Genomic DNA, 26687 nt, shown 5'->3' on the forward strand with positions numbered 1-26687 from the left:
CACAAGTAAAGGAGAGTTGGTAATGGGGCAGAACATAAAATTAGGTGTATTTCTTATGGGACCCGGCCATCATATTGCATCATGGAGGCATCCCGATGTTCAAGCGGATGCCAGTGAAGATTTCCTACATTATCAAGAGATTGCTAAGATTGCAGAAAGTGGAAAGTTGGATATGCTTTTCTTAAGTGATGGGCTATCCTTTAACGGCTTATCCCATCCGGCTGAACTTGTAAGATTCGAACCGTTTACTTTGTTAGCGGCGCTTTCTGTAGTTACCACACATATTGGCTTGGCCGCAACTGCCACGACGACCTATAATGAACCGTTTCATATAGCACGGAAATTTGCTTCACTCGATCATTTAAGCCACGGACGGTCTGCATGGAATGTTGTAACCTCTTATTATCAAACAGAAGCAAGCAATTTTAATCAACAAAGCCATTTAAGTCACGGGCTTCGTTATGATCGTGCCAAAGAATTTGTCGAGGTTGTTAAAGGACTCTGGGATAGTTGGGAAGAAGATGCGCTTGTCAGGGATAAGGCATCAGGTGTCTACTTTGATCCAGATAAATTACATGCCCTCCATCATCAAGGGAACTATTTTTCTGTAAAGGGGCCGCTAAATGCTTCCCGAACACCTCAAGGACGACCGGTTATTATCCAGGCAGGGTCATCTGAAGAAGGAATCAACTTAGCGGCACAAACAGCAGATGTTATTTTTACAGCTCAACAAACGTTAGAAGAGGCACAAGCGTTTTATAAAAAGGTAAAAGAAAAAGTAATCGAGTACGGTAGATCACCAGATGATGTAAAAATTATGCCGGGTCTGTCCCCTTTTGTCGGTCACACAGAACAGGAAGCTAGAGAAAAATATCAGAAGCTTCAGGAATTAATCGTCCCTGAAGTTGGGCTAGATCTTCTATCTGAATACTTGGGCGGATTTGATCTTTCTGGCTATCCATTAGACCAGCCATTACCAGAAAATATCCCCGAAACGAATGGAAATCGGAGCCGGCGAGAACTGCTAATCAATCTCGCGAGAAGAGAGAAACTTACAATTAGGGAACTTTACAAGCATGTTGCTGGGTCTAGAGGACATCGAATCATCTATGGAGACCCGGAAGGAATTGCTGATCAGCTAGAGGAATGGGTTGCGAATAAAGGAGCCGATGGTTTTAATCTTATGCTGCCAAGCTTCCCGAACAGCCTTGCTGATTTTGTAGAATTAGTTATCCCAGTATTACAGCAAAGAGGTTTATTTAGAACGGAGTATGAAGGTAAAACATTACGAGAAAATCTCGGTTTGCCTGAACCTAAGGCCCGATATGATAAATGGCAGATCAGAGTATAGTTATGGCTTTCATATGCTGCTGGCTATTAACGTTATAGAAGCTCGGATTCTCTTTGTACAGGATGGTGAATACAATTCAATGAAGTGTGGATGTAAAATAAAGTTTGATAATTTATAACAAAGTCTGGTTGTTAATAATAATGATTGATAACTTTGAAAAGAGTTTGATCAAATCCTGTATTGATAATACAGGGTTTTCTTATTCTTATTGCACTAAAACTGCAGGGGAGCTTGGGAGGATTTCCTATCCATTAGGTAGAATATGCTAAATAAAAAAGTGTTTGATAGACTAGGCTAGAACCTGGAAATATGATTTGCTTTTGAAAAGTGCAGAAATCCAATGTAATAGTTTATTGGCACATGCTATCACAGCTACTTTTAAGGGCTTTCCTTATTCACGCTTCGTATCATAAACCTCTCATAATCTCTTGTTGCAATGAGAGGTTATGATAATACTTCAAATAAAATAACAACCAAACATACAGTTACAAATAGGCAAATCTCTACTCCTCATTGAACATGGTCACATTCCCTAATTTGAAGCAATTTAGGGAGGAGATATAAAATGGATAGACAAATAGTTGGAAATTATGTTGTGAACCTGCCAAAGATACTTGGAGTTGCGGATCCGTACATTGATACAAATGTAGATATAGGAACCATTCTTGCAATGGGGAAAGGTTTGATTGCAGGGAATTCTAAACAAATGGAAAGCTTAAGAATACCTATTAAAGATTCTTATGTTAATGAACGGGTTAACGTAGGATCCGTTCTAAAAATTGATTATGAGAAAAACAGACAAGCTTTAAAAGCGTTTTTGTCACAGGACAATGAAAGGCCCACTAGTCAAGAAAAAAAAGAATAGAGTAGTAAGTTTGTCTAATTTCATAGCGTTAGCTCGCTGAGGAATCATGGGTCAGATTTTTGTATTTCAAGGAATAATATGGGTTACTCAATAAAAATTGTTGAAGAGGCAAAAAGAGAATTCCATTTAAGTTTCTTTTTTATATACATATTTTTACGGTGTTGTGGAGATCAAGAAAATTGATGGTAAATGGGACCTAAGGGGGGGAAATTAATAGTAACAAGGGGTGTTACTGGTTACTAACCAAGGAGTTCATAAAGACTAAATTCCGACTTGAACACTTGATTCCATAGATAAGTTAGGACTTTTAGGATGGAAAACTCTTGGTTTTGGAAGTTGAGAGAAATTCGCACATGTTATTTTTCACGCATCTCATAAAGGATAATTAATCATTAACAAAAATCCTATTTATGTAGGTGATAAAGCAGTTCAATAAACTATTTGACCGCTTATAAGATACTTTATATGGTGGCTTCAGAAAGGCGTGGCAATTTATTTTGGAAGATAAAACCCTTAATGTAATTGAACATTTGGAGGAGTTGCGAAGAAGGATCATTATTTCTGCTTTATCATTCTTAGTGTTTTTGATAATAGGGCTTTTTTTTGTGAAAAAAATATATTTATTTTTTATGGGGAGTTTTGATGATCCGTTACTTATTTTAGGACCAGGGGATATTATGTGGATTTTCTTCCATATTGCTTGTGTTTTCGCTTTTGCTGGGACCACTCCAATTGTCGCTTACCAATTATGGATGTTTGTAAAGCCTGGTTTACAGCCGCAAGAAAGACGAGTAACTCTAGCGTATATACCGGGATTATTCATCCTTTTTATTGCTGGATTAGGGTTCGGCTATTATTTCGTGTTTCCTAACCTCTTGAATTTTCTAATAAATTTAGGTAAGGATATGATGGTTACTTCTTTTACAGCTGAAAAATACTTTGACTTTTTAATAAAAACCACTTTGCCATTTGGGATTGCTTTCGAATTACCTCTCGTCATGATGTTTTTAACATCAATTGGTGTTCTTAATCCACATAGCTTAACAAAGTTAAGAAAATATGCTTATTTCATTTTGGTGATTATTGCTTCTATGATCTCACCACCTGAGTTTATTTCTCATATTTCTGTAGCTGTACCTTTAATTCTCATATATGAAATTAGTATTATCCTATCAAAAGTTGTTTTCAATAGAAGAAGAAAGAGGCAAAGAGATATCAATATGAAAGGGAAATCCATATAATCTAGAAGGTAAATGACTGTCGGTATGTGTAATTCATATAGATTCCTCATCAGATTAGGAAAGCTATTGTTTATATTAAGGACACCCCGAAAGAGCCAGAGCACCTTTCCCAATTATGTTTCCTACAATATTTTTATAACTTACCTAACGTAGCACTATAATGTCTCGACCTTCTTCACCGGCCGTTCAAACAATATGGACTTTTTCTCTGTGGTGTAACGGGGGCGTGGGACTGTAATCCCATAAATAAACTGTCCGCCCCTATTTATATAAAACAGTTTTCACCTATTTAAGGAAATCAAAGAAAGAGATGATTGTATGAATTACGAATTATTTAAAAGCATCCATAATTTATCTGGTCATAGTTATGCATTGGATAATCTTATGGTCTTTATAACAAATAAAGCGATTTACATTTTTGCGTTGGCACTTTTGATTCTTTGGATATTTGGTAGTAAATCCATGAAACGTGCTGTATTATATGCCGGTGGAACAGGAGTTCTCGCGTTGATCGTAAATGTACTGATTGCGTACATTTACTTTGAGCCACGTCCATTTGTTACACATGACATCCAAACCTTGATTCCTCATGCTGCGGACTCTTCTTTTCCTAGTGATCATTCAACAGGAGCTTTTACGATTGCAATTGCTATGTGGTTCCGATATAAAAAAATCGGTATCCCTCTATTTATTTTAGCCCTATTAACTGGCTTTTCCCGCATTTGGGCGGGGCTTCATTATCCGTTTGACGTAGTAGGCAGTTTAATTGTGGCCATTGTTGTCTCGTATGTGATTGTAAAATTATCAAGATTGTTCGATCCAATTGTAAACTGGATTATTTCTATCTATGACTCGATTTTTGACAGAAGTAGCAGATCTAATAAATCTTCGCGAACTTAAAACTTCTTTTGGGAGTGCGCTATCTGCAAATTAGGGTGTCAGAGGTGACCCGGAATCTTTTGTGTAAGATGTATTAAAAAGTTCTAATGCTATTCTAATTATCATTTTACGAGTCTTTCATCTTGATTTTATTTCTCTAGGGTAAGATTCATACTATAGTAAATAATGAATAATAAAATAAAGAGTTTATTCTTTTCAACATTAGTAGCTCATGTTGTAATCGGGGGCAGTTATAGTATTGTTGCCACTGCCCAAACAAAAAGCTTCTGTTGAAACAGAAGTAAACGACACTTAAAACAAATTGCACTTTCCAGAAACAAGTAATGATTAGCAGTATATTTATTCTTATGATTGGTACTAGTAGGATCTATCTGGGTGTACACTATCCGAGCGATATTATCGGAGGGTATTTCGCCAGCGGCTTATGGCTTGCCGCCTCTATTTGGTTTTTTCAAAGATACAAAGAGAAGCAATTTGAAAGAATACATTTCTCTGAGAACAAAGGATAATATGTTGACGAGATTTTAAACAATATGGAAAGGTGTTTTTATAGAATATCTATACAGAACGAGGAGCGTTAAAATGGAAAATTGGATAACCGAAGTCATGAATACGTATGGATATATAGGAATTCTTCTCTTGATTGCTTTAGAGAATATTTTCCCACCTATTCCATCTGAGGTGATTCTAACATTTGGAGGCTTTATGACCACCACATCAACTATGAGTATTTTCGGGGTGATTGCCGTTTCAACGATTGGTTCAGTAGTTGGGGCGATTGTTCTTTATGGTATAGGTTTACTTATTGACGTAAATCGATTGGAAAAAATCGTTGATAAGTGGGGACATATTTTGCGCTTAACCTCAAAAGACATTAATAAAGCAAATGCATGGTTTCATAAATTCGGAGTTTGGGCAGTTTTCCTTGGCAGGCTTGTTCCGTTAGTTAGAAGTTTAATTTCTATTCCAGCTGGTATGGCTCATATGAATTTTGGGGTATTTTTACTGTTTACTACTGTCGGTTCCTTAATTTGGAATAGTATTTTAGTATGTGTTGGAGCGGCAGTGGGGGATTCATGGGGTACGATTGTCGGGTATATGGATACGTATTCTAATATGGTCTTACTCCTTTTGGTTGTGCTTTTTGTAGTATTTATTTTACTTTTTATTAAAAATAGAAAGAATAGAATCAACAGGCACAGTAAGTGAAACCTGCTGAAAAACTCATAGTGTTGATAAGAATTTTTCCCCCGTTCGTTAAAGTAAAAATTTACGAACGGGTTATTTTTGCTTTAAATCAGCTGTTTTTTGCGTTCGTAAAGCTCGAAAAATCATTTGCGAACGTTCGTTTATCAAGGGTGATTTATAAATAGAAGTGAGCAGAAACCATTATATTGTTAAGTATTCGTATGAAGGCGTTTAGAATTAATTGGGCTGAGCCGTATCATAAGTAAATGAGGTTTATAATATTAAATAAACTCTAACTTATACATGTTTTGTACAAATGCTAAAGATAATACAGTTATTGAAACCTATCCAAAGGGAATAGCGGGTTTTCGTCGTTATTTGGATTTGCTAAGCACTGCACCTGATGAGAAAGATAATCTAAATGCTATGGATGTTAAACATTTAAATGGAGACATTGAATACAAAGATGTAACATTCGGTTATGAAGGAAAAGGAACAGTCCTCAGTAATATTAACTTTAACGTAAAGAGAGGAGAAACAATTGCACTTGTTGGCCCATCTGAGGATAGAACAAGGAACACATAATGAGCTGATTGAAGTTGGAGGAACATATAACAAACTTCATAATACACAGTTTCAAATTTCATAACTATGTAAGGACAAAAAGGTTTCTTTTTTTAGATGGTAACCAATTCGTAAAGGCTGGTCGCCATTCAGGAGTGTTAAAGAATTGATCAACTGTTTGAGTTTCGGAATGCTAAACTATAAATAGGTTAAGCTGGGTAACTCCTCATGCCCAAATTCCGTTATTTTGGTTGAATACATTCATGATAAGGTCAATGTACCAATTAGAATGACCCAATCACTGAAACGATTGGGCCAGTTTTCCTTTGTCTATTTTTTTAAAAGCTTTATAATGATAAAGGATGTATTTTAGTTAGTATTCTCTCTTAAGGCGTTTTTATCTATCGGTTTAAGAGAAAGCTTGAAGTATAGAAGGCGGGCGGAAATTAAATGAAAAAAGTTGGATTTGATTCGGAGAAATATTTGCAAGAACAATCTGCCTACATCCTAGAACGGGTGCAGCAGTATGATAAACTTTACTTGGAATTTGGCGGAAAATTGATAGGCGACAAACATGCCAAGCGTGTCTTGCCTGGATTTGATGAAGATGCCAAGATCAAATTATTGAATACGCTGAAAGAAAATGCGGAAATCATCATCTGTGTGTACGCTGGAGACATCGAGCGGAACAAAGTCCGTGAAGATTACGGTATCACTTATGACCAAGATGTCTTGCGCTTAATTGATGAATACCGGGCATATGGCATTTCTGTCAACAGTGTCTTGCTCACTCGTTATCAAGGACAGCCAACAGCCAAAGTATTTATGACCAAGCTTGAGAGAAGCGGAATTAGCGTCTGCACCCACAGTGAAATCAAAGGGTATCCCACAAATGTGGACGCGGTCATTGGCGAGGGAGGATTTGCGATGAATCCCTATATTAAAACGACAAAGCCAATCGTGGTAGTAACGGCACCTGGCCCGGCCAGTGGAAAGCTTGCAACCTGCCTTAACCAAATGTACCATGAGAATAAACTGGGGAATAAAGTCGGCTATGCCAAGTTTGAGACTTTTCCGGTTTGGAACTTGCCGTTAAAGCACCCGGTAAACATCGCTTATGAAGCGGCTACCGTCGATTTGAAAGACGTGAATATGATTGACAATTATCACTATGAAGCATACGGGAAAGTAGCGATCAATTACAATCGTGATATTGAGACGTTTCCTGTCATCAAACGGATTATTGAAAGGATTACTGGTAAAGAGTCTGTTTACCGCTCACCGACCGATATGGGTGTTAATCGTCTGAAATCGGGTATCACCGACGATATGGTCGTGCAGGAAGCTGCCAGGCAGGAAATCATTCGGCGCAGTTTCGTCGTAGAGAACGACTATAAAAAAGGGCTTGCCGATGAAGATAGTGTGCGCCATATGCAAGTGATTTTGGAAGAGACTGACTTAAAGAAAGAGGATCGGGCACCTGTATTGCCGGCCCGTAATTATGCGAAAGCAATCCAAGAGAGAATTGACAGCACGAATTTGCAAGCCGTAATTGCGATAGAACTGCCAAATGGCGAGATGATCACCGGTCGAACGACAACTTTGATGGATGCTTCGGCAGCTGCGATTCTGAATGGGTTGAAGAAATTGGCCAATATTGCCGATGAAATTGATTTGTTGTCACCGATGATTTTGCAGACGATTCAACGGTTGAAAACCGATGATTTGAACAGCCGAGTCCCGACACTAAGCGCCAATGAAGTGCTGATTGCACTGGCAATCAGTGCGGTCACCAACCCTACTTCTGAGCTGGCTTATAAGCAACTGCCGAATTTAAAAGACACACAAGCTCATTCTACGGTTATATTGAATAGGGAAAACGAACAGACCTTTAAGAAGCTTGGAATCGACATCACCAATGATCCAGTATATCCGACTGAGAACCTGTATTACAATTAGGTTTTGGAAAACGCCTGCCTTTTTCTTCTTACATGGAAGCCTAAGGCAGATGTTTTTTCGTTTATAGAGTTTACTAAAAAGGTGTAGTCTTCTCCAAATGAGAAGACTACACCTTTTTGGATTAATGGATTAACTGCCGGAATGTCTGTTGGAACCTATTAAGGACAAGCATTAGCATACTGGAGGTCAAGCACGGGAATGAAGCCTTTTTCTAGCAGTATTGTTTTCAGCTATGATTGGAAGATATTCTAATGCTTTTCCTAATCCATAGAGAGGCATATTGCCATAAATAGATTCATAAGCACCTTTTTTTACTTGATACGTTTCATGATATATCCCAACTGCACTATTGTTCCCAACCTTTTGAGGACTTTTTCCAAGCAGTTAAATGCTTTTCATTTTTTGCATATACGAGTAAATCATCCAACGAACGCCAATAAAAGCATATGGCAAAAATCCAGCTATCACTGTTGAAAGTATAGAGATCCCTGATCCTAAACAAGGTGAAGCACTGGTAAGAATTCATGCTGCCCGGCTTTATCCCTTTGCGCTTAAAATGGCTAAAGAGGAACTGGGGCACTTCTAGCAACAATCCTTAATAGACCAAAACAACAGCCGGAACATGGACCAGATGATGAATCAAAAAGAACGAATGCCACAATGATGGCAGGGCAATAGATAGAAAAATAGATGATCTTGTCTCGATAACGAGAAAAGGTCATTTTTCATTTAGGCTATTACTAGCAGTATCTACCATATCACGTGTGTTGATCAACTAAAATTATACAATGTTAAATAGATTCAGCTGCCGATGAAATTCCAATATCTTTTCACGCTAATCCTCCATTCCAAAGGCAAGGCATCACAAAGAAAGAAACAAGCGTGTAGTCGTTTGTCAGTGAACAAATGAACTGATAAATGGACCGATACTACAAAGTTTGGACCGATTCTGGACCGATAAATGACTGATACTATAATATTCAGATTGATAGTTGTCTAATAATATAGGGGCTTAGGTCGATATTAAATTAAATAAAAACCTCATTTAGATACATTACGGTGAACCTTATCATAAGTAAATGGTGGTTTTAGTAAGAACCTTAATTATCTAATAAAATAATTACACCATCTTAAAGACAGGCGTTGATTATGACTGCCTGTCTTTAAAGGGTTATTTCAATGTTAACAAATACTTTATCAAAGCGTCTTGTTCTTGTTGAGAAAAACCTGTTGAAGCATCTACCCAATATTCATGCCCTTCCCCTGTTACATTTGATTTCCTTAGGCTTTCTGCAGATTGATTGGCTTTTATGACTTGATTTCTTAAGTTTTTGTCAACTAATGCGCGTAAACTGTTATATGGATCCGGTAAAATACTTTTATTTAATGTTCCTTCTATTCCTAATTCACTTTTAGTGTTTGCTCCAACTGCGACACCACCGTCATGGAGATATGGCGCAGACCAATAAAGGCCAATAAGACTAGGGACCTTGTAGCCCCCCATTGTATTTCCAATTCCAAATGCAAGATTAATTTGCCCAGGGTCTAATCCTTGAGTCGGAACTTTTAACAATAGCGAGCCTTTTGGTACAGGAACAGGTGTATCAGGTGAATAAATAACGGGGTCTGTCAAAAACTCGCCAACTTTTCTTAAACCAATCGCTCGTGTTGGTTCCGTACCAATTTTTTTCACAGATATAATTTGATTATTGGTATAAAACCTACCTGCATGACACGATATACAGGACCCGTTTGCAAATACCTGTTTGCCTAATTGCTTTTCCTCATCTGTTATCTTAATCGGTGTTTTCGGAGGAACAAGGGTATTTTGAAACGCTGACATTCCGTTATTTTGTTCCTCGACATTAGTTCCTGGCGAGCTGACGATTAGCCCATTCGGTGATATAAGTGAAGATCTCGGATAGGAAGGTAATGTAATCGCGTTGTTTACGCCAGGAGCATCCGGGGTAGGATCGACTTGTGCAAAAAATTCTGAAGGCTTTTTCCCTTTAGCCGGATCAAACCGATACTTAGGATTCGCCGCATTCTGCAAAATAGTTCCTAAATATACCTCTTTGTCGATTCCAAAAAGAGCTTGACTGGCTTCGGCAATTGTCGTCAAATCAGAACCTTGGGCATGAACAGCATTATTTAACGTACTTAACCCTTTAAACGGTCCAGCCATTGCAAAGCCACTCCAGCTGTAAGGATGATCCCCTAAAGTGAACGAATCCGGAATCTGCGTGGGATTACTAATAAAATCACTGGTAATATCAAAGTTTCCCTTTGGCCATTTGATTACACTTTCATCAACAGCCGCTTCCAACGCCTTGGAATCCGGTAAGGGTTCCTTTTTACCTTCACTCGTTACAACAGTTTTCTCTAAGTTTTTCACATAATCCTTTAAAGATGCGATTTCAGTTCGTGCAAAATAAGCTGCTGTGTTAGTACCTAAAGCAAGAAGAAGTCCGAAATTAGCATCCGTATTAACAGCCCCTTCGATTACTTTTTGATTAATAGGATCAACAGTGGCATGGCATGCTACACAGCTAAGTCCTACTTTTAACTTTCCCTCTGATTTTACAATCGGCAAACCAAGAACTTCATTAGAACCTTTTACCACATCAAATCCGGTATCCACTTTTGTTCCTTTTTTATATGTTTTTCCCCCGATCGTTACTGTTTCTGCTAATTCGACCTGTAAATTCGTTGTGCCCTTACCGTTTAACTCTTTTATTGCTTTCTGAAAATTTTCAATTGTGAGCGGTCCGTTAAAAGCACCAAGAATATCGGATAAAAAGACTTCATTTCCAAATGTTTCTTCGTAAAATGACTTTCTACCTAAATCTAATAGAGCTTGATCAATTTTTACAGCACCATTCTTAGGAGATAATAGCTCTCTTCCCTTGGCTGTTTGCATTAAATTATGGGCCTCTTTATGTGAGAAGGTTCTTCCCCAGAGGTCAAATGCAGGTTGATCCTGGTCCTTCTGCCATGTCACCTTATCAGGTTTTACAATTTGGTCTTCAGATGGAATAAAAGCATACACCGGTTTATTTAAAGCTAAAATGAACGCTAGAATGGCACCCAAACAAAACATCCATTTTTTTGTTTTCACCCCAACGTCCTCCTCTATGGAAATGAATTGTTAAAAGTCACCTTTATTTTCCACCTATTCAAAAAAAATATACCCTATCGAATCACTGTTTCTTTTCAACTTTAGTATTGAATCAAAAGTTCAAAAACAGTAAGACTATAAGGCATACACCTATAATCCCTTTAAGAATATGCTAAATAACACAAAACCGAAGGAGGCTTTATTATGTATCATCATTTTGGGTATGTAAAAAAGTGCGAAACAGTACCTGTTACATATCCCCCACAATTCCAGCCCCAGCAGCCAGGTATTGAATCTTTGATGATTCCAAGACCTATCTCCGAAAATTCTTATTATACTGGAAGCAACAAACTATTGAATAAAACCGCCATCATTACTGGAGGAGACAGCGGTATCGGCCGGGCTGTTGCCATTTCTTTTGCAAAAGAAGGGGCGGATGTTGTTATTGTTTATTTAAATGAGCATGGGGATGCATTCGAAACAAAAGACAGAGTTAACCAATTGGGAAGACAATGCTTGACAATCGCGGGAGATATTGGGGATGAGGAGTTTTGTCATTATGTCGTTCAGAATACAATGGATGCATTTGGCCATTTTGAAATCCTAGTCAATAATGCAGGGGAAGCACATTCACAAGCAAGTATCAGCGACATATCAGTAATGCAGCTTAAACGTACTTTTCAAACAAACATATTTTCATATTTTTATCTTACACAAGCAGCTATTCCCTATCTAAAAAAAGGAAGCTCCATTATCAATACGACCTCAATCGCTGCATACACCGGACATGAATACGCTATCGATTATGCCGCTTCCAAGGGAGCAATCGTTTCATTCACCCGCTCGTTAGCATTATCGGCCATTAATCAAGGAATTCGGGTCAATGGCGTTGCTCCAGGACCTGTATGGACCCCTCTTATCCCATCAAGCGGTCCGCCAGAAACTTATGCAACATTTGGAAGTGACACTCCAATGAAACGTGCTGCACAACCTTTTGAACTGGCACCTGCTTATGTTTATTTGGCGTCGGACGACTCCTCGTATGTAACAGGACAAATTCTTCATGTAAACGGTGGAATTATAATAAATGGATAAAAAGTGAAACTTCCATCTAATGATTTTAGCCCCTTGTTGGCTATCGATTCAATTATTCGTCTACTACCTATAGTTTAAAAATCTTAATTATTTACCATGTATATAACCCTGAAAGGATATCTACTAGTTAAAAAGGAGGGGATATAACATATCACGTGTCCTGAATATTAGTATAATTTGGTAAAGTAGAGATAATATAATCTCATTTTAAACTTGGGAGGCATTAAATTGAAAAATTATAGTTTTATTGGACCTTTAATAGCAGTTGCCTTACCGTTTGTCATATTTGAATTTTTTAGAAGTGGACTTTTTGAGAACCCTTTTTTTATAAGTAAACGTCAAGTAGCCCCAAATACACGATTAAAATTGTGTTTTCGGGACTATTTTTTTGTTTGCTTCCCTTTTTCCCGGTACCTTGCATATGGAAGGTACATCCGTTGACCGAGGTAAGACTTTGTCTAATTCTTCTTTATTCGTTACATCCATATTTGGTAGCGTTTCAAATAAATAGCGAAGATAATGATAAGGACTTAAACCGTACTCTTTTGCCGTTCCAACCACACTATACATGATGGCGCTCCCTCTGGCACCTCGCTGGGTATTCGAGAACATCCAATTTTTTCTCCCAATCACAAACGGTTCAATGAAACGTTCACTTCTATTATTATCGATTTCTAAATGGCCATCCAATAAAAAAGCTTCAAGATGATTCCATTGATTCAAACAATAAGTGATGGCTTTTCCTAGAGCCCTTTTGGGTAGAACACGATCTTTTTGTTCATTAAGCCGTTCTGAAAAAAGATCTAGAATGGGCCTGCTTTTTTCAAGTCGCTGTTGATACCGTGCCATAGAATCGACATGCTTGAGCTTTCTTTCAATTGAATTTTGGATTTTATGGAGAGTTAGAGATAAAATCTTTGAGTTATTATCCCATGTGATTGTATTAGGTTGCGGTGGAGTGTACGAGGAAAGTATAAGGGGAATTTTTCATGAACTCTCACCACTTAATCATTTGTTTACGGATCAGCTATTTTACTCTTTTCCAAGTGAACAATCATTAATGGCTCTTGTGATTTACGGGTTTGTTGTTTTTATTTTAGTACGTACAACAGGAAAAGTTTGGATTAATACATTTGTTCCTATAGCTGGACTAGTTATTTTATTTCTCACAGCGACCAGCCGTTTATTTTTGGAAGTTCAACTCCCAAGTGATGTTGCGGCAGGGTAGGTATTTGGCGGAGTATGGTTAGGAATAAATATTCTTCTGTTGGTTATTTTATGTTTAATGAGAAGCGTGGATAATCACTCGAATAGGCAGCTAGTGTAAAAGGAGAGCTATAAACAAAAGAATCACTCATCTAATTTACGCAGTTTGCTTAGAATGAGAGGACAATCTGGACCTATTGGTTGTGGGCAGATGGGATACCTAGGTGAAAAGTTTGTTTCAACCCCAACCTAGGTAGAATTCTTAAGTGATTTTAATCGTATTTTCATTAAAGTTTCATTTAAATATTGTATGATGAATTTCATTTCAGAATACTAAAGCAGGACGTTTGTTGAAATTGATTACCCGTTTTAAGTAAAAAAAGGAGATGAATTCATTGGCAAAAAATCCATCTGTTTCTGATGTAGACGTGGCTTCCCCTTCAAGAGGTCGACAAATGTTGAACAAAGTCCCAGAAGTCACGATTTTCTTCTGGATTATCAAGATTATGGCAACCACTGTGGGTGAGACGGCTGCAGACTTTCTAAACTTTAACTTGCATTGGGGATTAACTAAAACGACCTATCTCATGGCTTTTCTCTTTCTTATCACGCTATTTTTTCAGTTCAGGGCGAAGAAGTATGTGCCATGGATCTACTGGCTCACAGTCGTGCTTATAAGCGTTGTCGGTACACTAGTTACGGATAACCTTGTGGACAACTATGGGGTCGCACTGATGACGACCACCATCATCTTCGGGCTCGCGATGCTAGCAACTTTTGCGGCTTGGTACGCAAGTGAAAAGACCTTGTCCATTCACTCTATCTATACGACCAAGAGGGAAGCTTTCTACTGGTTGGCCATCCTGTTCACCTTTGCCTTGGGGACTGCAGCCGGTGACCTTATAGCAGAGGGACTCAACTTAGGTTACTTGATTTCAGCGCTAATGTTCGCTGCAGTAATCGGGTTGGTGACCATTGCCTACTACTTTTTTAAGATGAATGCAGTGCTGGCCTTCTGGATTGCCTACATCTTGACCCGTCCTTTTGGTGCCTCTCTTGGCGACTACCTGTCACAATCTCGCCATGCGGGTGGTCTTGGTCTGGGTACGACGGGAACTAGCGCAATCTTCCTCGTAGTCATCCTCATTTTGGTCATCTACTTGACCAAAACTAGAATCGACGAGAACTCGCGCTCCAGATCAGAAGACTAAAGAACAAGCTAACGTTTATAATGGTCTTTTTTATAAGAGGTTGATTCAAACAAGGATCAACTCTTTTTTATATGCGTCCAACATGGGTGCAGTCTATAAGGTGTAAATCTCAATCTATGAAGGCATAAATATTAGGTTTCATGCAAGTTTGTCCACGGTGTCTCGGAATCTGAGGTGACTGATCGGAAAACCACTAGTCTGAGGTACACAAACATCATAAAAGGATAATGATCATTAAATAAGTTTGCGTACAAAACAAATTGGTCGTTAAAACTTGACCATTTACCATGTATTTTTGTCATGTAAATAAATACCTAACAAAATGTCTCTTTATATCCTTATTAGAATTCTTAAGATTTTCACACTGTATATTCAGATTTGTTGGACACAATATACTTTGTCGGCATACAAAGAGGGGGATCTATATGAACGTCTTTCGTTTCATTCAACAATATTTCAAACATCCGCGTTTCGTAGGAGCTATGATTCCAAGTTCTAAAGAATTGGCAAAGCAGATGGTAGCACCTATCTGCTTTGAAAAAGCAACGTGTATCATTGAGTATGGACCGGGGACTGGTGTATTTACAGAAGAGATTATTAAGAATAAACATCCAGAAACGATCCTTTTAGTTATTGAGGTAAACGAATCATTTTATAGGATACTAAAAGATAAATATAAACACATGGACAAGGTGTTTATTGTTCATGGATCTGCAGAAGATGTGGCACATATCAAGGAACAGTATGCGATCTCTAAAGTGGACTATATAGTATCAGGACTACCTTTTACAAGCCTCCCCCTAATGATATCCCGCAATATTTTACAACAGACGAATAAAATCTTAACGAAAGAAGGTAAATTTATCACGTTTCAATATTCAAAAGTGAAACAAAACTTCTTCCTTACCTTTTTCGGTAACATTCAAATTAAAAAGGTATATTGGAATGTTCCACCAGCCTTTGTATTTACTTGCAGTTTCTAGTGTTTCATGAGGATTTCAAAAATAGGAAGTATAGACATAGCTGTATACATATTAGAAATTTTTAATTTTTTTATTAATCTACTTTAACTATTTTTGAAGGGGAAATTAAGAAATATGGAGTATTATTGGTTTTGTAAAGAGGACATGGGGCGGGGCTTCGCGACCTACTAATATAGACAATCTAATTAGCGTAGCGTGCTTCAGGATTAGGCCTTCATGTTAGATGGTGGAGTTTTAACGCCATTCAGGTTTTGTAAGTAGCAAGACATGCTATATAAAATGAGGAGGAAGAATAAATGATTGGAACAAAATTGTTAGCATCTGTATTAGCTTTAGGAGTTGTGGGTGGAGGAGCTGTTGGGGTACACGCAATTCAACCAACTTCAACCGTAAGCCATGAGGATACAGAAGTAGCAGAGAAGCAAGATATAAATGAACAAGCAAAATTACAAAAAGAAGCTTCTATCACTCAAGATGAAGCGACAAAAACAGTTTTGGATCAATACCAAGGTGGCACTGTAAAGCAGGTCGAATTAGAAGATGAAGATGGTTCTGTTGTATATGGTGTTGATGTAGTTTCAAAGGACGGCAAAAACTATGATGTGAAAGTGGATGCCAAAACTGGTAAAATTACAAAATCCGAAAACGATAATGAAAATGGCGACGAAGCCGAAGATCATGATAAAGAAGTCAATGATGATAACATTGACGAAAATAACTAAATTTAAATGTTAGGGTTCAAAGGTTTATTATGAATATTTGTTATCCATAATTGATCATAAGAAAGGATGTCCCATAAGTAAGGGTCAGACTATGCAACTACAAAATACAGTTTAAATAAAGTGTAAGTAGCGGTTTAAACTGTGTGGTGAGTGCTGAGTCAGATTCCCCATTAGGACATCCTCTTCATGATTTCATTTGATGAAAAAGCCTCCATGAATTTAAGGATATCAAATAAAGGATGATTATATGAATTACGAATTTTTTAAAAGCATCCATAATCTTTCTGGCCATAATCATGCATTAGATAACTTTATGGTATTTATAACGAATAATGCTATTTACATTTTTGCGTTGGCACTTTTGATTCTTTGGATATTTGGTAGTAAATCCATGAAACGTGCTGTATTATATGCCGGTGGAACAGGAGTTCTCGCGTTGATCGTAAATGTTCTGATTGCACACATTTACTTTGAGCCACGTCCATTTGTTACACATGACATTCAAACCTTGATTCCTCATGCTGCGGACTCTTCTTTTCCTAGTGATCATTCAACAGGAGCTTTTACGATTGCAATTGCTATGTGGTTCCGATATAAAAAAATCGGTATCCCCCTATTTATTTTAGCCCTATTAACTGGCTTTTCCCGCATTTGGGCGGGACTTCATTATCCATTTGACGTAGTAGGCAGTTTAATTGTGGCTATTGTTGTCTCATATGTGATTGTAAAATTATCAAGATCGTTTAATCCGTTTGTAAACTGGATTATTTCTCTCTATAAGTCGATTTTTAACAAAATGAAGCAAAACAAATAAATCTAACTCTTCTCGAAACTTCTAATGATGTGCCTGGAATGGAAGTCTAAAGGGGTATGGGGGAATCTAGTATCCTGGTAATCAAGTTTGATTGAAATAAAAAAAACTCATATTTGATTATAACGAGTTCCGTTTAGGGAGAGAAAATGGTAAAAAACACATCTATTCGTCCATCAAATCTAACCCAAAATGACACTAAAATTAGCACAAAAAAACGCTTGGTAATACAAGCTTCCTCAGTTGTTAATTTCTTATTATTTACTGTACAAAAAATCCCACTTCTTTATTATTCAAGAAATGGGATTAATCCTAGATATTTAATTGTTACTGTTAATTAATCATTTATTTTCATTTCAAAAACCAATATTCTCTTTCATAACGGAACCCGGTAATAATATATTGGTGGTTTTATTCTTAAGCTAACTATCACCGTTAAGAGGTAACGTCAGGAATTGACAATTTACAGCGTTAAGGAAAAAATAATATAAAAAAGTCCAATTTCTTAATTTAATGCTGAGAAATTGGACTTTTTTTCGTTACTCAAGAAAAGCGCCCGATTTTTGAAGTTCGTACAACAATAATTTTTAACTGAATTGCCCACAAGATAACATAATAAAAAAGTTTACAAATAAAGATGTATTGTATGTGTGTTTTTCAAAGGAGGGTGAAACAGTGGTTAAACAAGGACATCATGACATGGAATCAAAAAACCAAATGTTAATTGCTCCTGAAACTTTTGCAGCACCACCTGAATCATTAACGGAACAACTATTTATTGAGCGATCATTAGTTGAGAACAAATTTTGGTTACGAATTATGAAAGAGCATTCCTATTTTTTGGGTGAAGGGTTTAGTCGGCATGACAAGCATCTTATCCAGCAAACCGATCGTTTTTACCACTATTTTGAGGAACAGGAAAAAAGAGCGTATCAAACCCCCAATAATGTAACAGCAGTCCGTAAGTTAAATGAAGATTCAATACAGCTTGTTTTAGGATTACGGAATTTTAAACGAAATTTGCTCATCCTTATAATCAATTGTAAAGTTATGGGCTTTAACTTCCCTCTCCTTGTCGATCATACAGCACGTGAGGCTGAATATTTTATGAGGACGTTAAAAAAATTTAATGAAGGGATTTTGGACCCTATCCAGGATGCGATTATCAAGGAAAATGTATTTTGGCTAAAAATTATGATGGAGCATTCGCGATTTATCGCATCGCTGCTTGATCAATCGGAACGGAATTTAGTGAAAACTGCTTTAAAATTTGGGGATGATTTTGAAGTTCTTCTCAACCAGGCAAGGGATGTTGAATCGATGCTATATAAGAAACAACCGACCTATCCCATCATTGGAAAGCTTAATAAGGATAGTGAGAACGCAACACATGAGCTTAGGGATTTTAAACAGGCCGGGTTAGATTTCATAAAGACCTGTCAAATCAGAAATGTCATCGACCCGTTGCTGGCTGACCATGTAGTAAGAGAAGCAGATCATTTCCTTCAAATGGTCCATGTTTTAGAGGAGAGGTTAAGAGTAAAGCAACAGGAAGAAATGATGATGTAAGAGAGAAGAAGAGACTTATTCTGTAATTTTAATATCTTGTTCATAAGGGGACCTCAAAATAATGTCTTTACTATATATTCCATATAAATTAAATTTCCCTTTTTCACTACCTCAATACACAATAAGTCTTACTCCATTAAACGTTGATGTAACAATAAAAAGGCAGACCAACTCGCCATGCGAATTAGTCTGCTAGTTAAGATTCTAATTATACGGTTCCTCTCGCTTATCGGAACCCGTTAATTTAATTACCCTATATTTATAAACGATCGACAAGAGGTGGAGTAAGACGATTAGCGTTTGAATACATTAATTGTCTTGCTTTGTTGTTCTGCAGCAGGTGGGTTTTTGTTTACATAACCGATATTTTGAATTGGATTAGATAGGGGAAAACTGAATGAATGTTTCCGTATTTATCCAACTGTTATTTTAAAGCTACACTAACACAAATATATCCAAAAAATGTCTGTATTCAAAATCTCTCCATAGTATAATATGTTATAGATGAACGGTTGTAGTAAATGTTGGTTTGCCCTTTTTATTATGGGTCAACCTCATAGTTATAATAAATCTATTTTTTAGAATTTAATTGACATTTTGAATATTAAGTTATATATTAAATAAAATAAATTAATATATGGATACATTCTTATCAAGAGATGTGGAGGGACTTGGCCCTATGATACCTCGGCAACAGGTTTTTACTTTTGTAAAAATACTGTGCTAAATCCAACGAACGTAAGTTTGAAAGATAAGAAGAAGCCTTTACTAGATAATTAATAGAAGTGTATTCTTTTTTATTTGTCTAAGTAAGCCTCTTCTGTCTAATGATGGAAGAGGCTTTTTCGTGTTACAGCTTTGAAAAGAAACAACATGGGGGAGAGTAGATGATTGAATTTCAAAATGTAAAAAAGATGTATGAATCAAAGAAACAAACCGTCGAAGCTTTGAAAGGGATCGATTTAGTCGTTGAAAAAGGCGATATTTTCGGTGTTGTCGGCTATAGCGGCGCCGGAAAAAGTACGTTAATCCGGTTGGTCAATTTACTCGAGCGCCCGTCAGAAGGGCAGGTATTGGTGAATGGCAAAGCGTTGACTTCGTTAAAGCCGAAAGATTTACGAGCAGAGAAAAAGAAAATTGGGATGATTTTTCAACATTTTAATTTGCTTAACTCGAAGACGGTTTTTGATAATGTAGCGATGCCGCTCATCTTATCGGGTACACCTGCAAAAGAAATTCATACACGAGTTAATGAATTATTGGAATTTGTTGGTCTTTTGGGGAAGGCGAAAAATTATCCAGAGCAATTGTCTGGTGGTCAAAAGCAGCGAATCGGCATTGCACGTGCTCTAGCAACGAATCCTTCGATTCTGTTATGCGATGAAGCAACATCGGCGCTCGATCCACAAACGACAAGTGCTGTTTTACAGCTATTAAAGAAAGTAAACAGGGAATATAATATCACCATCTTGCTAATTACCCATGAAATGTCGGTCATTCGCGAAATTTGTAATAAGGTGGCGGTTATGGAAGGTGGGCGGATTGTTGAGCAAGGTTCTGTGTTTGACGTATTTGCCAAGCCGCAAACAGAGATTGCTCAAAACTTTGTCCGAACAGTAATTCATGACGAAATTCCGCAAAGCTATATAAGCCAGTCGGAAGGGAATCCGATTATCTGGAAAATTAATTTTATTGGAGCCAATTCAGGTAAGCCTTTATTATCAACAGTTGCTAAACGATTTGATGTTGATTTAAATGTTTTATCAGCAAATATTTCGGAAATACAGGAAACACCTTTTGGTAATTTAATTATTGAAGTGACAGGCGAAAAAAGCGAGATTAGGAAAGCATTTGACTATATTCAAGCTGAAAATATTCTTGTGCAGGAGGTGAGGATACATGAGTAACACATTGTGGGGTATGGAAATTACTGCTGATCAGCTGTTAACTGGTTTTGGCGATACGCTTTATATGGTTGCCTTATCACTATTATTTTCAGTTGTGATTGGACTTCCACTGGGAATCTTACTAGTAATAACTAGGAATGGTCACATTTTAGAGAATAAGTGGGTATTTAACGTATTAAACCCAGTTATTAATATTTTACGGTCTGTCCCGTTCATTATTTTACTAGTTGCACTGATTCCATTTACTAGATTCGTAGTCGGTACAGCAATTGGCACAAATGCAGCGATTGTTCCCTTGATTTTTTATGCGGCGCCTTATATTGCACGACTTGTGGAAAATTCACTCTTGGAAGTAGACAAAGGAATTATTGAAGCTGCGGAAGCTATGGGAGCGACGACATGGCAAATTATTTTTCGCTTTTTAATTCCGGAAGGACTTAGCTCATTGGTACTTACGTTTACAACAGCTACAATCGGTCTTGTCGGCGCTTCAGCGATGGCCGGTGCGGTTGGTGCAGGAGGAGTTGGTGACCTTGCTTTAAGTTATGGGTATCAACGTTTCGATACGATGACGATGATTGTCACGGTTGCAGCACTAGTGGTTATTGTTCAATTACTGCAATCAACTGGAAATATCGTTTCAAAAAAAATCAGAAGAAGATAATTGGAGGAATAAAAAATGAAGAAATTATTAATTGCAGTCCTAGTACTGGCACTTGCTGTCTTGTCAGCATGTGGAAAAAATGAAGTAAAAGGCAGTGCAGATGGTGAAAAAACAGTGAAAGTCGGCGTTAGTAGTGGGGATACAAGAACATGGGATTATATTGTTGACATCGCTAAAGAAGAAGGGTTGAAGATCGAGCTTGTTAAATTTAATGATTATATCCAGCCGAATCTTGCTTTAGCTGAAGGAGAAATTGATGCCAATTCTTTTCAAACGATTTCTTATTTTGACGAATTTATTAAAAAGCAAAATTTGGATTTAGAAGCAATCGGTGCGACGGTTATTGCTCCAATGGGGTTGTATTCAAAAAAATATAAGAAGCTTGAGGAACTGCCAGAAGGTGCAACAATTGCTGTACCAAATGAAGGAACGAACTTTGGACGTGCCTTGTTACTTTTACAAGAAGCGGGTTTGATTACGTTAGTTGAGGATTTTGATGGAAACGGTGCATTAAATAAAATTGCAACCAATCCGACGAACTTGAAATTTGAAGCAGTAGCAGCTGGTAATACACCGCGATTCTTAGATGATGTGGATGCGTCTGTTATTAATAATAACTTTGCCGTGGAGGCAGGCTTAAAATTAGAGGATTCTTTATTCCATGAAAATGCTACAGCTAAACCATATATTAATATTATTGCTGTGAAAAAAGGGAATGCAGACCGGCCGGAATTACAGAAATTAGTGGAGCTTTATCATTCCAAAAAGGTAGAACAATTCATAGATGATACGTATAAAGGAAGCCAGATTCCGGCATACGTTTCAGTAGACGAGCTGGTTAATTATAAAGATGCTTGGACGAAACCTGCTGCTAAATAATTTGATACAAAATAAAAGTCGAAGCCGGATAGAGATAACGAAACTTTATCTGGCTTTTTCTAATTAGAAGGGGGCAAGAAACTATGACCATTGTTAAGGACGTTCACTTGCAAATCATTGAAGAAGATCTTGAACTTCGTGCAAATACATATGTTGAAACAAGCCAAAAGATTCATGCAAAACCTGAAATAGGCAACCAAGAATATTTTGCTTCGGACACGCTAACGGCTTTACTAGCCGAAGCTGGCTTTAATGTGGAGCGAGATATCGCTGGTCATGAGACAGGTTTTATTGCGAGAAAAAAATCTTCTAAAGAAGGTCCAACAATCGCTTTTCTAGCCGAGTATGATGCATTGCCAGGGCTCGGCCATGCTTGCGGTCACAATATCATTGGTACAACAAGTGTCGCGGCTGGTATTTCACTTGCAAAGGTTCTCGATGAGACAGGTGGAGAAGTGATTGTATTTGGTACCCCGGCAGAGGAAGGCGGGCCAAATGGAAGTGCAAAAGGAAGCTATGTCAAACAAGGCTTGTTTGATGGTGTCGATGCAGCAATCATGATCCATCCGTCAGGAGAAACAGGTGTGACGAACCCATTTCTTGCTGTCGATCCGCTGGAATTTCATTTTTACGGAAAAGCAGCTCATGCAGCCGCTTCACCGGATCAAGGAATTAATGCGCTCGATAGCGTCATTCAATTGTTTAATGGCATTGGTGCTCTCAGGCAACAATTGCCCACCGATGTAAAAATTCATGGCATTATTACAAACGGTGGCGATGCCCCTAATATTATCCCTGAATATGCATCAGCTCGCTTCTTTATTCGGGCTGATACATGGAAAAAGTGCCAGAACGTATCGGAGAAAATTCAAAATATCGCTAAAGGAGCGGCCCTTTCGACTGGCAGTACTGTCAAAATTGAACGCTTTCAAAATGAAATCTATAACTTTATCATCAACCCTGTTTTAGATGACTTATTGTCAGAAGAGTTAACTCAATTGGGAGAGACGGTCATCCCTCGAAAAACAACTGGGTATGGCTCGACAGATGCAGGAAATGTCAGTCATGTTGTCCCAACGGCTCATCCATTTATTAAAATTGGCCCAGATGATTTAATTGCGCATACTAATGAATTCCGTGAATGTGCAAAGTCAGAAGAAGGAAATCGTGCCCTTCTTATCGGTGCTAAAGCTTTGGCATTTGCCGGGTACAAGTTACTTACTGATCAAGAATTACTGAATAAAGTAAAAATCGCGTTTCTTGAAGCAAAGCAACAAGAGCAATTGTAAAATACATACCGAATTTAGATCCATACATGGTTGTTGAGTACAGATACAGGGTTTAATAGCATTAATAGATTAGTTGCCCGGACTTGAATAATGACTATTGCAGTAAAAAATTCAGCTAATCAAGAGGAATGATTCGATTTTTCCCACTATTCAATCTTTAATAATAACAGAGTTAGTAGAGATAGTTTATAATAGTATAGGTAGTAAATTAATAGAGGGAAATGAGGTAATGTAATGAGTTTAACTGTTAATCCTGTTGAGAATCTTACAAGTGAAGTTGAAAAACACCGAAAAACAGATCATTCTGTTAGCCCCTTATTTTTAAATCGTTGGTCACCGAGATCCTATTCGGAACGCAAAGTTTCGGATGAGGATTTGGCAAGCATTCTTGAGGCAGCACGTTGGGCGCCATCCGCCTTTAACGATCAGCCATGGCGTTTTTTTGTAGCAAAAACGGAATCACAGTTGAAAGTCTTTCATGAATTTTTATCACCATTTAATCGCATATGGGCAGAAAAAGCCCCGGTACTTATATTAATTGCATCAAAGAAAAATAGAGACAACGGCGATCCAAATGGGTCTCATGCATTCGATACAGGTGCAGCTTGGGGCAATTTAGCAATCCAAGCAACAATGCTTGGATTGAGCACACATGCAATGACAGGGTTTGATAAAGAGACAGCTCGGCAATTGTTAAATGTTCCAGAAGAATTAGATATTCAAGCCGTCATTTCAGTTGGCTATCGTGGCGAAAAAGAAGCGCTTGATCAGAAATTACAAGAACGTGAAAATCCTAGTAGTAGAAAGCCGTTACAAGAGGTCATTTTTGAAGGAAACGAAAATGCATAACTGGTATATGAGATCAAAATAAAGGGGATCATTGCCGGATTAAATAAGCTACTTGATGTAGATTTATTAAAGTCCTGTATACGTAAGAGGTGGAGGAGAGTGTCTCAAAAGGGGTAGAACCCAATGAGACACCCTCCTCATTTTCATTCATATCGAAACTTCATTATATGAGGAAGGTTCTCAAGGTTATCAGCCCTATAGCAATACCTAAATCTTCTGATGCAAGTGCTGGAATTCATTATTACCGTCTCCAACGATGGTCACTTATGATCTTCATTTTGTAATTTCTTTTGGCATATATTATATCCTCGGGCAATAAATCTGCGAAATAACGATTAATATTAGTATCTAAAGCAATCATTTTTGCAGGTTCCTTCATGATCTCTGTTTGATTTACTCCACTAAGTCTTAATGTTTTTAAAGCTGAGGCAGTTGTTCAGGAAAGTGTGGTATTAGATAAATATGACAGTACAAACTAATAGGTATGAAATCGTTCTAATAAGGTAAATTAGTAGAGAGTTTTATCCTTATGCAACTTACTTGTATATCGCTTACTTGTATAAAACTATACAAAAAGATTGCTCTAGACCCACCTGTATTCTAGTTGTTATCATAGTCTAGTGTTTAATGGGGGGACAAATAGGATGGAAGAACAAAAGTATAATGATCTTAAATTAGGCGAACGTGGGGCAATCATTAGTATTATTGCTTACATAATTCTTTCAATTATAAAATTAGTTATTGGATATATGAGTAACTCTGCTGCTTTGAAAGCAGATGGTCTAAACAATACAACCGATATCATTGCATCTATTGCTGTACTCATCGGACTCAAGCTTTCACAAAGACCACCTGATAAAGATCACGGGTACGGGCATTGGAAAAGTGAAACCATTGCATCAATGGTCGCTTCTTTTATTATGGCAGTAGTTGGTCTTGAAGTATTGGTTGCTGCTATTACTTCTATGTTTCAAGGAGTAAAGGAGTCACCTGATATTATGGCAGCTTATGTAGGTGTTTTTTCTGCACTAGCCATGTATTTTGTTTATCGTTACAACAAAAAATTAGCTATTAAAATTAATAGTAAAGCAGTTATGGCAGCGGCAAAAGATAACATTTCAGATGCTTGGGTGAGTATAGGAACAGCGGTAGGAATATTCGGTTCGCAATTAAATATGCCTTGGCTTGATACGATAACAGCCATTATTGTAGGATTAATCATATGTAAAACAGCTTGGGATATCTTTAAACAAGCTTCTCATGAACTTTCAGATGGATTTGATGAAAATAAAATTCAACTTTATCAGGATGTAATCAGAAAAGTGGATGGAGTTAAAGGAATAAAAGAAATTAAAGGGAGAAACTACGGAAATAATGAAGTAATAGATGTTGTGATCCTTGTTAATTCTACGTTAGATATTAAAGAAGCTCATGATATAGCTACCCATGTTGAAAAAGTCATGATAAAAGATTATGGAGTATACGATGTTGTGTCCATGTAGAGCCAAATTAATATTGTAGCTTTCTTCTTTGTTCAACTATCGGGCGCGGTTCTTCAAAAAAGAAGGTCGCTTTTTTCTTATTCAGTCACCTAATCTTATTGAAGAAGGCAATTTTAACAACGATATACGTGTGTTTAATAATATAGAAACAACCATAAACGTCTACTCTCAACCCTACGATGAAAAAAGTTCAGGTTCTAAAACTTTATCACCTAATGAAGGTGGCGGTGCGGAGCCGACTCTGCGAAGCTCCGCCCCTTTTCTACAGAAAAAAGTAGATTGGTTCTTCAACTAAATGGGGGACATTATAGAAAATCGCTTAGAATGACTTTATCGCTTTACAACAATGGTATAATTATAGTTGTTCATATAAGTATATTCTTATATAATAATGAAGGAAAAAGCAGTGTTTATTTCGCTTATCATATAAGCACATAATTATTAAGTGATCTAAGGTGGGGAAATGATGCAAACTAATCAAGAATTAGACATTGAATCAACAGCAAACGTGCTTAAATTGTTAGGTGATAAGACACGTTTAACCATGATAAAAATTATGTCTGAGCATGAATGTTGTGTTTGCGAGTTTGTTGATTTGTTTGAAATGAGCCAGCCGGCTATAAGTCAACATTTACGAAAGTTGAAAGATGGTGGCATCGTGAAAGAAACAAGAAGAAGCCAATGGATTTTTTATTCGTTAAACCCATCATCTTCATTTTACTCATTTATCACTACAGTTATTAGAGACTTACCTAGCCAACAATATAAATTAGATGAGTTAGAAGTACAGGGTAAGCGAATTTGTTGTGACTAA

21 protein-coding genes, 4 pseudogenes and 1 riboswitch are annotated in these 26687 nt (G+C 37.3%); of the genes and pseudogenes, 22 read left to right on the forward strand and 3 right to left on the reverse strand.

Translation table 11 applies throughout. The features are described 5' to 3' along the window. The first annotated feature begins 22 nt into the window (after window positions 1-22). From HNP81_RS05860 to HNP81_RS05895, 8 genes and pseudogenes are all read left to right on the forward strand, one after another. Window positions 23-1351 (forward strand): LLM class flavin-dependent oxidoreductase, encoded by a 1329-nt coding sequence (locus HNP81_RS05860; protein ID WP_182501913.1) that lies wholly within the window; start codon window positions 23-25, stop codon window positions 1349-1351. A 565-nt stretch (window positions 1352-1916) separates the two neighbouring features. Next, window positions 1917-2216 (forward strand): LCP family glycopolymer transferase, encoded by a 300-nt coding sequence (locus HNP81_RS05865; protein WP_182501914.1) that lies wholly within the window; start codon window positions 1917-1919, stop codon window positions 2214-2216. 530 nt (window positions 2217-2746) lie between these two features. Further along, on the forward strand, window positions 2747-3457 hold the full coding sequence (gene tatC, locus HNP81_RS05870) for a twin-arginine translocase subunit TatC (protein WP_312859656.1): 711 nt from the start codon (window positions 2747-2749) through the stop codon (window positions 3455-3457). A 318-nt stretch (window positions 3458-3775) separates the two neighbouring features. After that, a complete protein-coding gene (locus HNP81_RS05875; RefSeq protein WP_182501916.1) occupies window positions 3776-4357 on the forward strand; it encodes an undecaprenyl-diphosphatase in 582 nt (193 codons plus the stop codon). A 320-nt stretch (window positions 4358-4677) separates the two neighbouring features. Further along, window positions 4678-4866, forward strand: a pseudogene (locus tag HNP81_RS05880) (phosphatase PAP2 family protein); the annotation flags it as partial. 73 nt (window positions 4867-4939) lie between these two features. Then, the gene (locus HNP81_RS05885; RefSeq protein WP_028392575.1) at window positions 4940-5566 is read left to right on the forward strand and encodes a DedA family protein; all 627 of its coding nucleotides are present in this window, start codon (window positions 4940-4942) and stop codon (window positions 5564-5566) included. 357 nt (window positions 5567-5923) lie between these two features. Continuing rightward, window positions 5924-6130 carry a hypothetical protein gene (locus tag HNP81_RS05890; RefSeq protein ID WP_152534752.1) on the forward strand — a complete coding sequence of 69 codons (207 nt, stop codon included), beginning with the start codon at window positions 5924-5926 and terminating at the stop codon, window positions 6128-6130. A gap of 429 nt (window positions 6131-6559) precedes the next feature. Beyond that, the gene (locus HNP81_RS05895; protein WP_028392573.1) at window positions 6560-8068 is read left to right on the forward strand and encodes a DUF1846 domain-containing protein; all 1509 of its coding nucleotides are present in this window, start codon (window positions 6560-6562) and stop codon (window positions 8066-8068) included. 186 nt (window positions 8069-8254) lie between these two features. On the opposite strand, the pseudogene HNP81_RS24560 reads toward HNP81_RS05895, so the two are convergent. Both HNP81_RS24560 and HNP81_RS05905 read right to left on the reverse strand, forming a co-directional pair. Continuing rightward, window positions 8255-8594: pseudogene (locus tag HNP81_RS24560) on the reverse strand (monooxygenase family protein). A 645-nt stretch (window positions 8595-9239) separates the two neighbouring features. Continuing rightward, a complete protein-coding gene (locus tag HNP81_RS05905) occupies window positions 9240-11168 on the reverse strand; it encodes an electron transport protein (protein WP_182502181.1) in 1929 nt (642 codons plus the stop codon). 222 nt (window positions 11169-11390) lie between these two features. Here HNP81_RS05905 and HNP81_RS05910 point away from each other — a divergent pair, with 222 nt between their 5' ends. Next, window positions 11391-12281 carry an SDR family oxidoreductase gene (locus HNP81_RS05910; protein WP_182501918.1) on the forward strand — a complete coding sequence of 297 codons (891 nt, stop codon included), beginning with the start codon at window positions 11391-11393 and terminating at the stop codon, window positions 12279-12281. A gap of 360 nt (window positions 12282-12641) precedes the next feature. Here HNP81_RS05910 and HNP81_RS05915 read toward each other — a convergent pair. Continuing rightward, window positions 12642-13163 (reverse strand): annotated as a pseudogene (locus tag HNP81_RS05915) (IS66 family transposase); the annotation flags it as partial. A gap of 76 nt (window positions 13164-13239) precedes the next feature. Between HNP81_RS05915 and HNP81_RS23745 the strand changes: the two are divergent. The 13 genes and pseudogenes from HNP81_RS23745 (at window position 13240) to HNP81_RS05980 (ending at window position 26687) form a co-directional block, all read left to right on the forward strand. Beyond that, window positions 13240-13509 carry a phosphatase PAP2 family protein gene (locus tag HNP81_RS23745; protein WP_182501919.1) on the forward strand — a complete coding sequence of 90 codons (270 nt, stop codon included), beginning with the start codon at window positions 13240-13242 and terminating at the stop codon, window positions 13507-13509. 433 nt (window positions 13510-13942) lie between these two features. After that, entirely contained in the window at window positions 13943-14698 is a 756-nt protein-coding gene (locus tag HNP81_RS05925; RefSeq protein ID WP_376766722.1) for a COG4705 family protein, read from the forward strand. Between the two features lie 425 nt (window positions 14699-15123). Next, window positions 15124-15681, forward strand: a complete 558-nt coding sequence (locus tag HNP81_RS05930; RefSeq protein WP_182501921.1) for a class I SAM-dependent methyltransferase — start codon at window positions 15124-15126, stop codon at window positions 15679-15681. Window positions 15682-15977: 296 nt separating this feature from the next. Then, on the forward strand, window positions 15978-16403 hold the full coding sequence (locus tag HNP81_RS05935; RefSeq protein WP_182501922.1) for a PepSY domain-containing protein: 426 nt from the start codon (window positions 15978-15980) through the stop codon (window positions 16401-16403). Between the two features lie 247 nt (window positions 16404-16650). Further along, entirely contained in the window at window positions 16651-17217 is a 567-nt protein-coding gene (locus tag HNP81_RS05940) for an undecaprenyl-diphosphatase (RefSeq protein ID WP_182501923.1), read from the forward strand. A 696-nt stretch (window positions 17218-17913) separates the two neighbouring features. Further along, window positions 17914-18783, forward strand: coding sequence for a DUF2935 domain-containing protein (locus HNP81_RS05945; protein ID WP_034301785.1), 870 nt, complete (start codon window positions 17914-17916; stop codon window positions 18781-18783). A gap of 646 nt (window positions 18784-19429) precedes the next feature. After that, a riboswitch (SAM riboswitch) is annotated at window positions 19430-19541 on the forward strand. Window positions 19542-19670: 129 nt separating this feature from the next. Next, the gene (locus tag HNP81_RS05950; protein WP_182501924.1) at window positions 19671-20690 is read left to right on the forward strand and encodes a methionine ABC transporter ATP-binding protein; all 1020 of its coding nucleotides are present in this window, start codon (window positions 19671-19673) and stop codon (window positions 20688-20690) included. 13 nt (window positions 20691-20703) lie between these two features. Beyond that, entirely contained in the window at window positions 20704-21354 is a 651-nt protein-coding gene (locus tag HNP81_RS05955; RefSeq protein ID WP_028392564.1) for a methionine ABC transporter permease, read from the forward strand. Window positions 21355-21369: 15 nt separating this feature from the next. Then, window positions 21370-22233, forward strand: a complete 864-nt coding sequence (locus tag HNP81_RS05960; protein WP_182501925.1) for a MetQ/NlpA family ABC transporter substrate-binding protein — start codon at window positions 21370-21372, stop codon at window positions 22231-22233. A gap of 83 nt (window positions 22234-22316) precedes the next feature. Continuing rightward, window positions 22317-23522, forward strand: coding sequence for a M20 family metallopeptidase (locus HNP81_RS05965; RefSeq protein ID WP_182501926.1), 1206 nt, complete (start codon window positions 22317-22319; stop codon window positions 23520-23522). A gap of 234 nt (window positions 23523-23756) precedes the next feature. Next, entirely contained in the window at window positions 23757-24371 is a 615-nt protein-coding gene (locus tag HNP81_RS05970) for a nitroreductase family protein (protein WP_028392561.1), read from the forward strand. Between the two features lie 644 nt (window positions 24372-25015). Further along, window positions 25016-25884, forward strand: a pseudogene (locus HNP81_RS05975) (cation diffusion facilitator family transporter). Window positions 25885-26336: 452 nt separating this feature from the next. Beyond that, window positions 26337-26687 carry an ArsR/SmtB family transcription factor gene (locus tag HNP81_RS05980; RefSeq protein WP_182501928.1) on the forward strand — a complete coding sequence of 117 codons (351 nt, stop codon included), beginning with the start codon at window positions 26337-26339 and terminating at the stop codon, window positions 26685-26687.

Source organism: Peribacillus huizhouensis (assembly GCF_014138605.1).
Taxonomy (GTDB): Bacteria; Bacillota; Bacilli; order Bacillales; family DSM-1321; genus Peribacillus; species Peribacillus huizhouensis.

Excerpts from the sequence above, each read along its gene's own strand:
- HNP81_RS05860 (WP_182501913.1), top strand. The coding sequence starts at position 23 with ATGGGGCAGAACATAAAATTAGGTGTATTTCTTATGGGACCCGGCCAT.
- HNP81_RS05865 (WP_182501914.1), top strand. The coding sequence starts at position 1,917 with ATGGATAGACAAATAGTTGGAAATTATGTTGTGAACCTGCCAAAGATA.
- HNP81_RS05875 (WP_182501916.1), top strand. The coding sequence starts at position 3,776 with ATGAATTACGAATTATTTAAAAGCATCCATAATTTATCTGGTCATAGT.
- HNP81_RS05885 (WP_028392575.1), top strand. The coding sequence starts at position 4,940 with ATGGAAAATTGGATAACCGAAGTCATGAATACGTATGGATATATAGGA.
- HNP81_RS05895 (WP_028392573.1), top strand. The coding sequence starts at position 6,560 with ATGAAAAAAGTTGGATTTGATTCGGAGAAATATTTGCAAGAACAATCT.
- HNP81_RS05905 (WP_182502181.1), bottom strand. The coding sequence starts at position 11,168 with ATGTTTTGTTTGGGTGCCATTCTAGCGTTCATTTTAGCTTTAAATAAA.
- HNP81_RS05910 (WP_182501918.1), top strand. The coding sequence starts at position 11,391 with ATGTATCATCATTTTGGGTATGTAAAAAAGTGCGAAACAGTACCTGTT.
- HNP81_RS05925 (WP_376766722.1), top strand. The coding sequence starts at position 13,943 with ATGTTGAACAAAGTCCCAGAAGTCACGATTTTCTTCTGGATTATCAAG.
- HNP81_RS05930 (WP_182501921.1), top strand. The coding sequence starts at position 15,124 with ATGAACGTCTTTCGTTTCATTCAACAATATTTCAAACATCCGCGTTTC.
- HNP81_RS05935 (WP_182501922.1), top strand. The coding sequence starts at position 15,978 with ATGATTGGAACAAAATTGTTAGCATCTGTATTAGCTTTAGGAGTTGTG.
- HNP81_RS05940 (WP_182501923.1), top strand. The coding sequence starts at position 16,651 with ATGAATTACGAATTTTTTAAAAGCATCCATAATCTTTCTGGCCATAAT.
- HNP81_RS05945 (WP_034301785.1), top strand. The coding sequence starts at position 17,914 with ATGGAATCAAAAAACCAAATGTTAATTGCTCCTGAAACTTTTGCAGCA.
- HNP81_RS05950 (WP_182501924.1), top strand. The coding sequence starts at position 19,671 with ATGATTGAATTTCAAAATGTAAAAAAGATGTATGAATCAAAGAAACAA.
- HNP81_RS05955 (WP_028392564.1), top strand. The coding sequence starts at position 20,704 with ATGGAAATTACTGCTGATCAGCTGTTAACTGGTTTTGGCGATACGCTT.
- HNP81_RS05960 (WP_182501925.1), top strand. The coding sequence starts at position 21,370 with ATGAAGAAATTATTAATTGCAGTCCTAGTACTGGCACTTGCTGTCTTG.
- HNP81_RS05965 (WP_182501926.1), top strand. The coding sequence starts at position 22,317 with ATGACCATTGTTAAGGACGTTCACTTGCAAATCATTGAAGAAGATCTT.
- HNP81_RS05970 (WP_028392561.1), top strand. The coding sequence starts at position 23,757 with ATGAGTTTAACTGTTAATCCTGTTGAGAATCTTACAAGTGAAGTTGAA.
- HNP81_RS05980 (WP_182501928.1), top strand. The coding sequence starts at position 26,337 with ATGATGCAAACTAATCAAGAATTAGACATTGAATCAACAGCAAACGTG.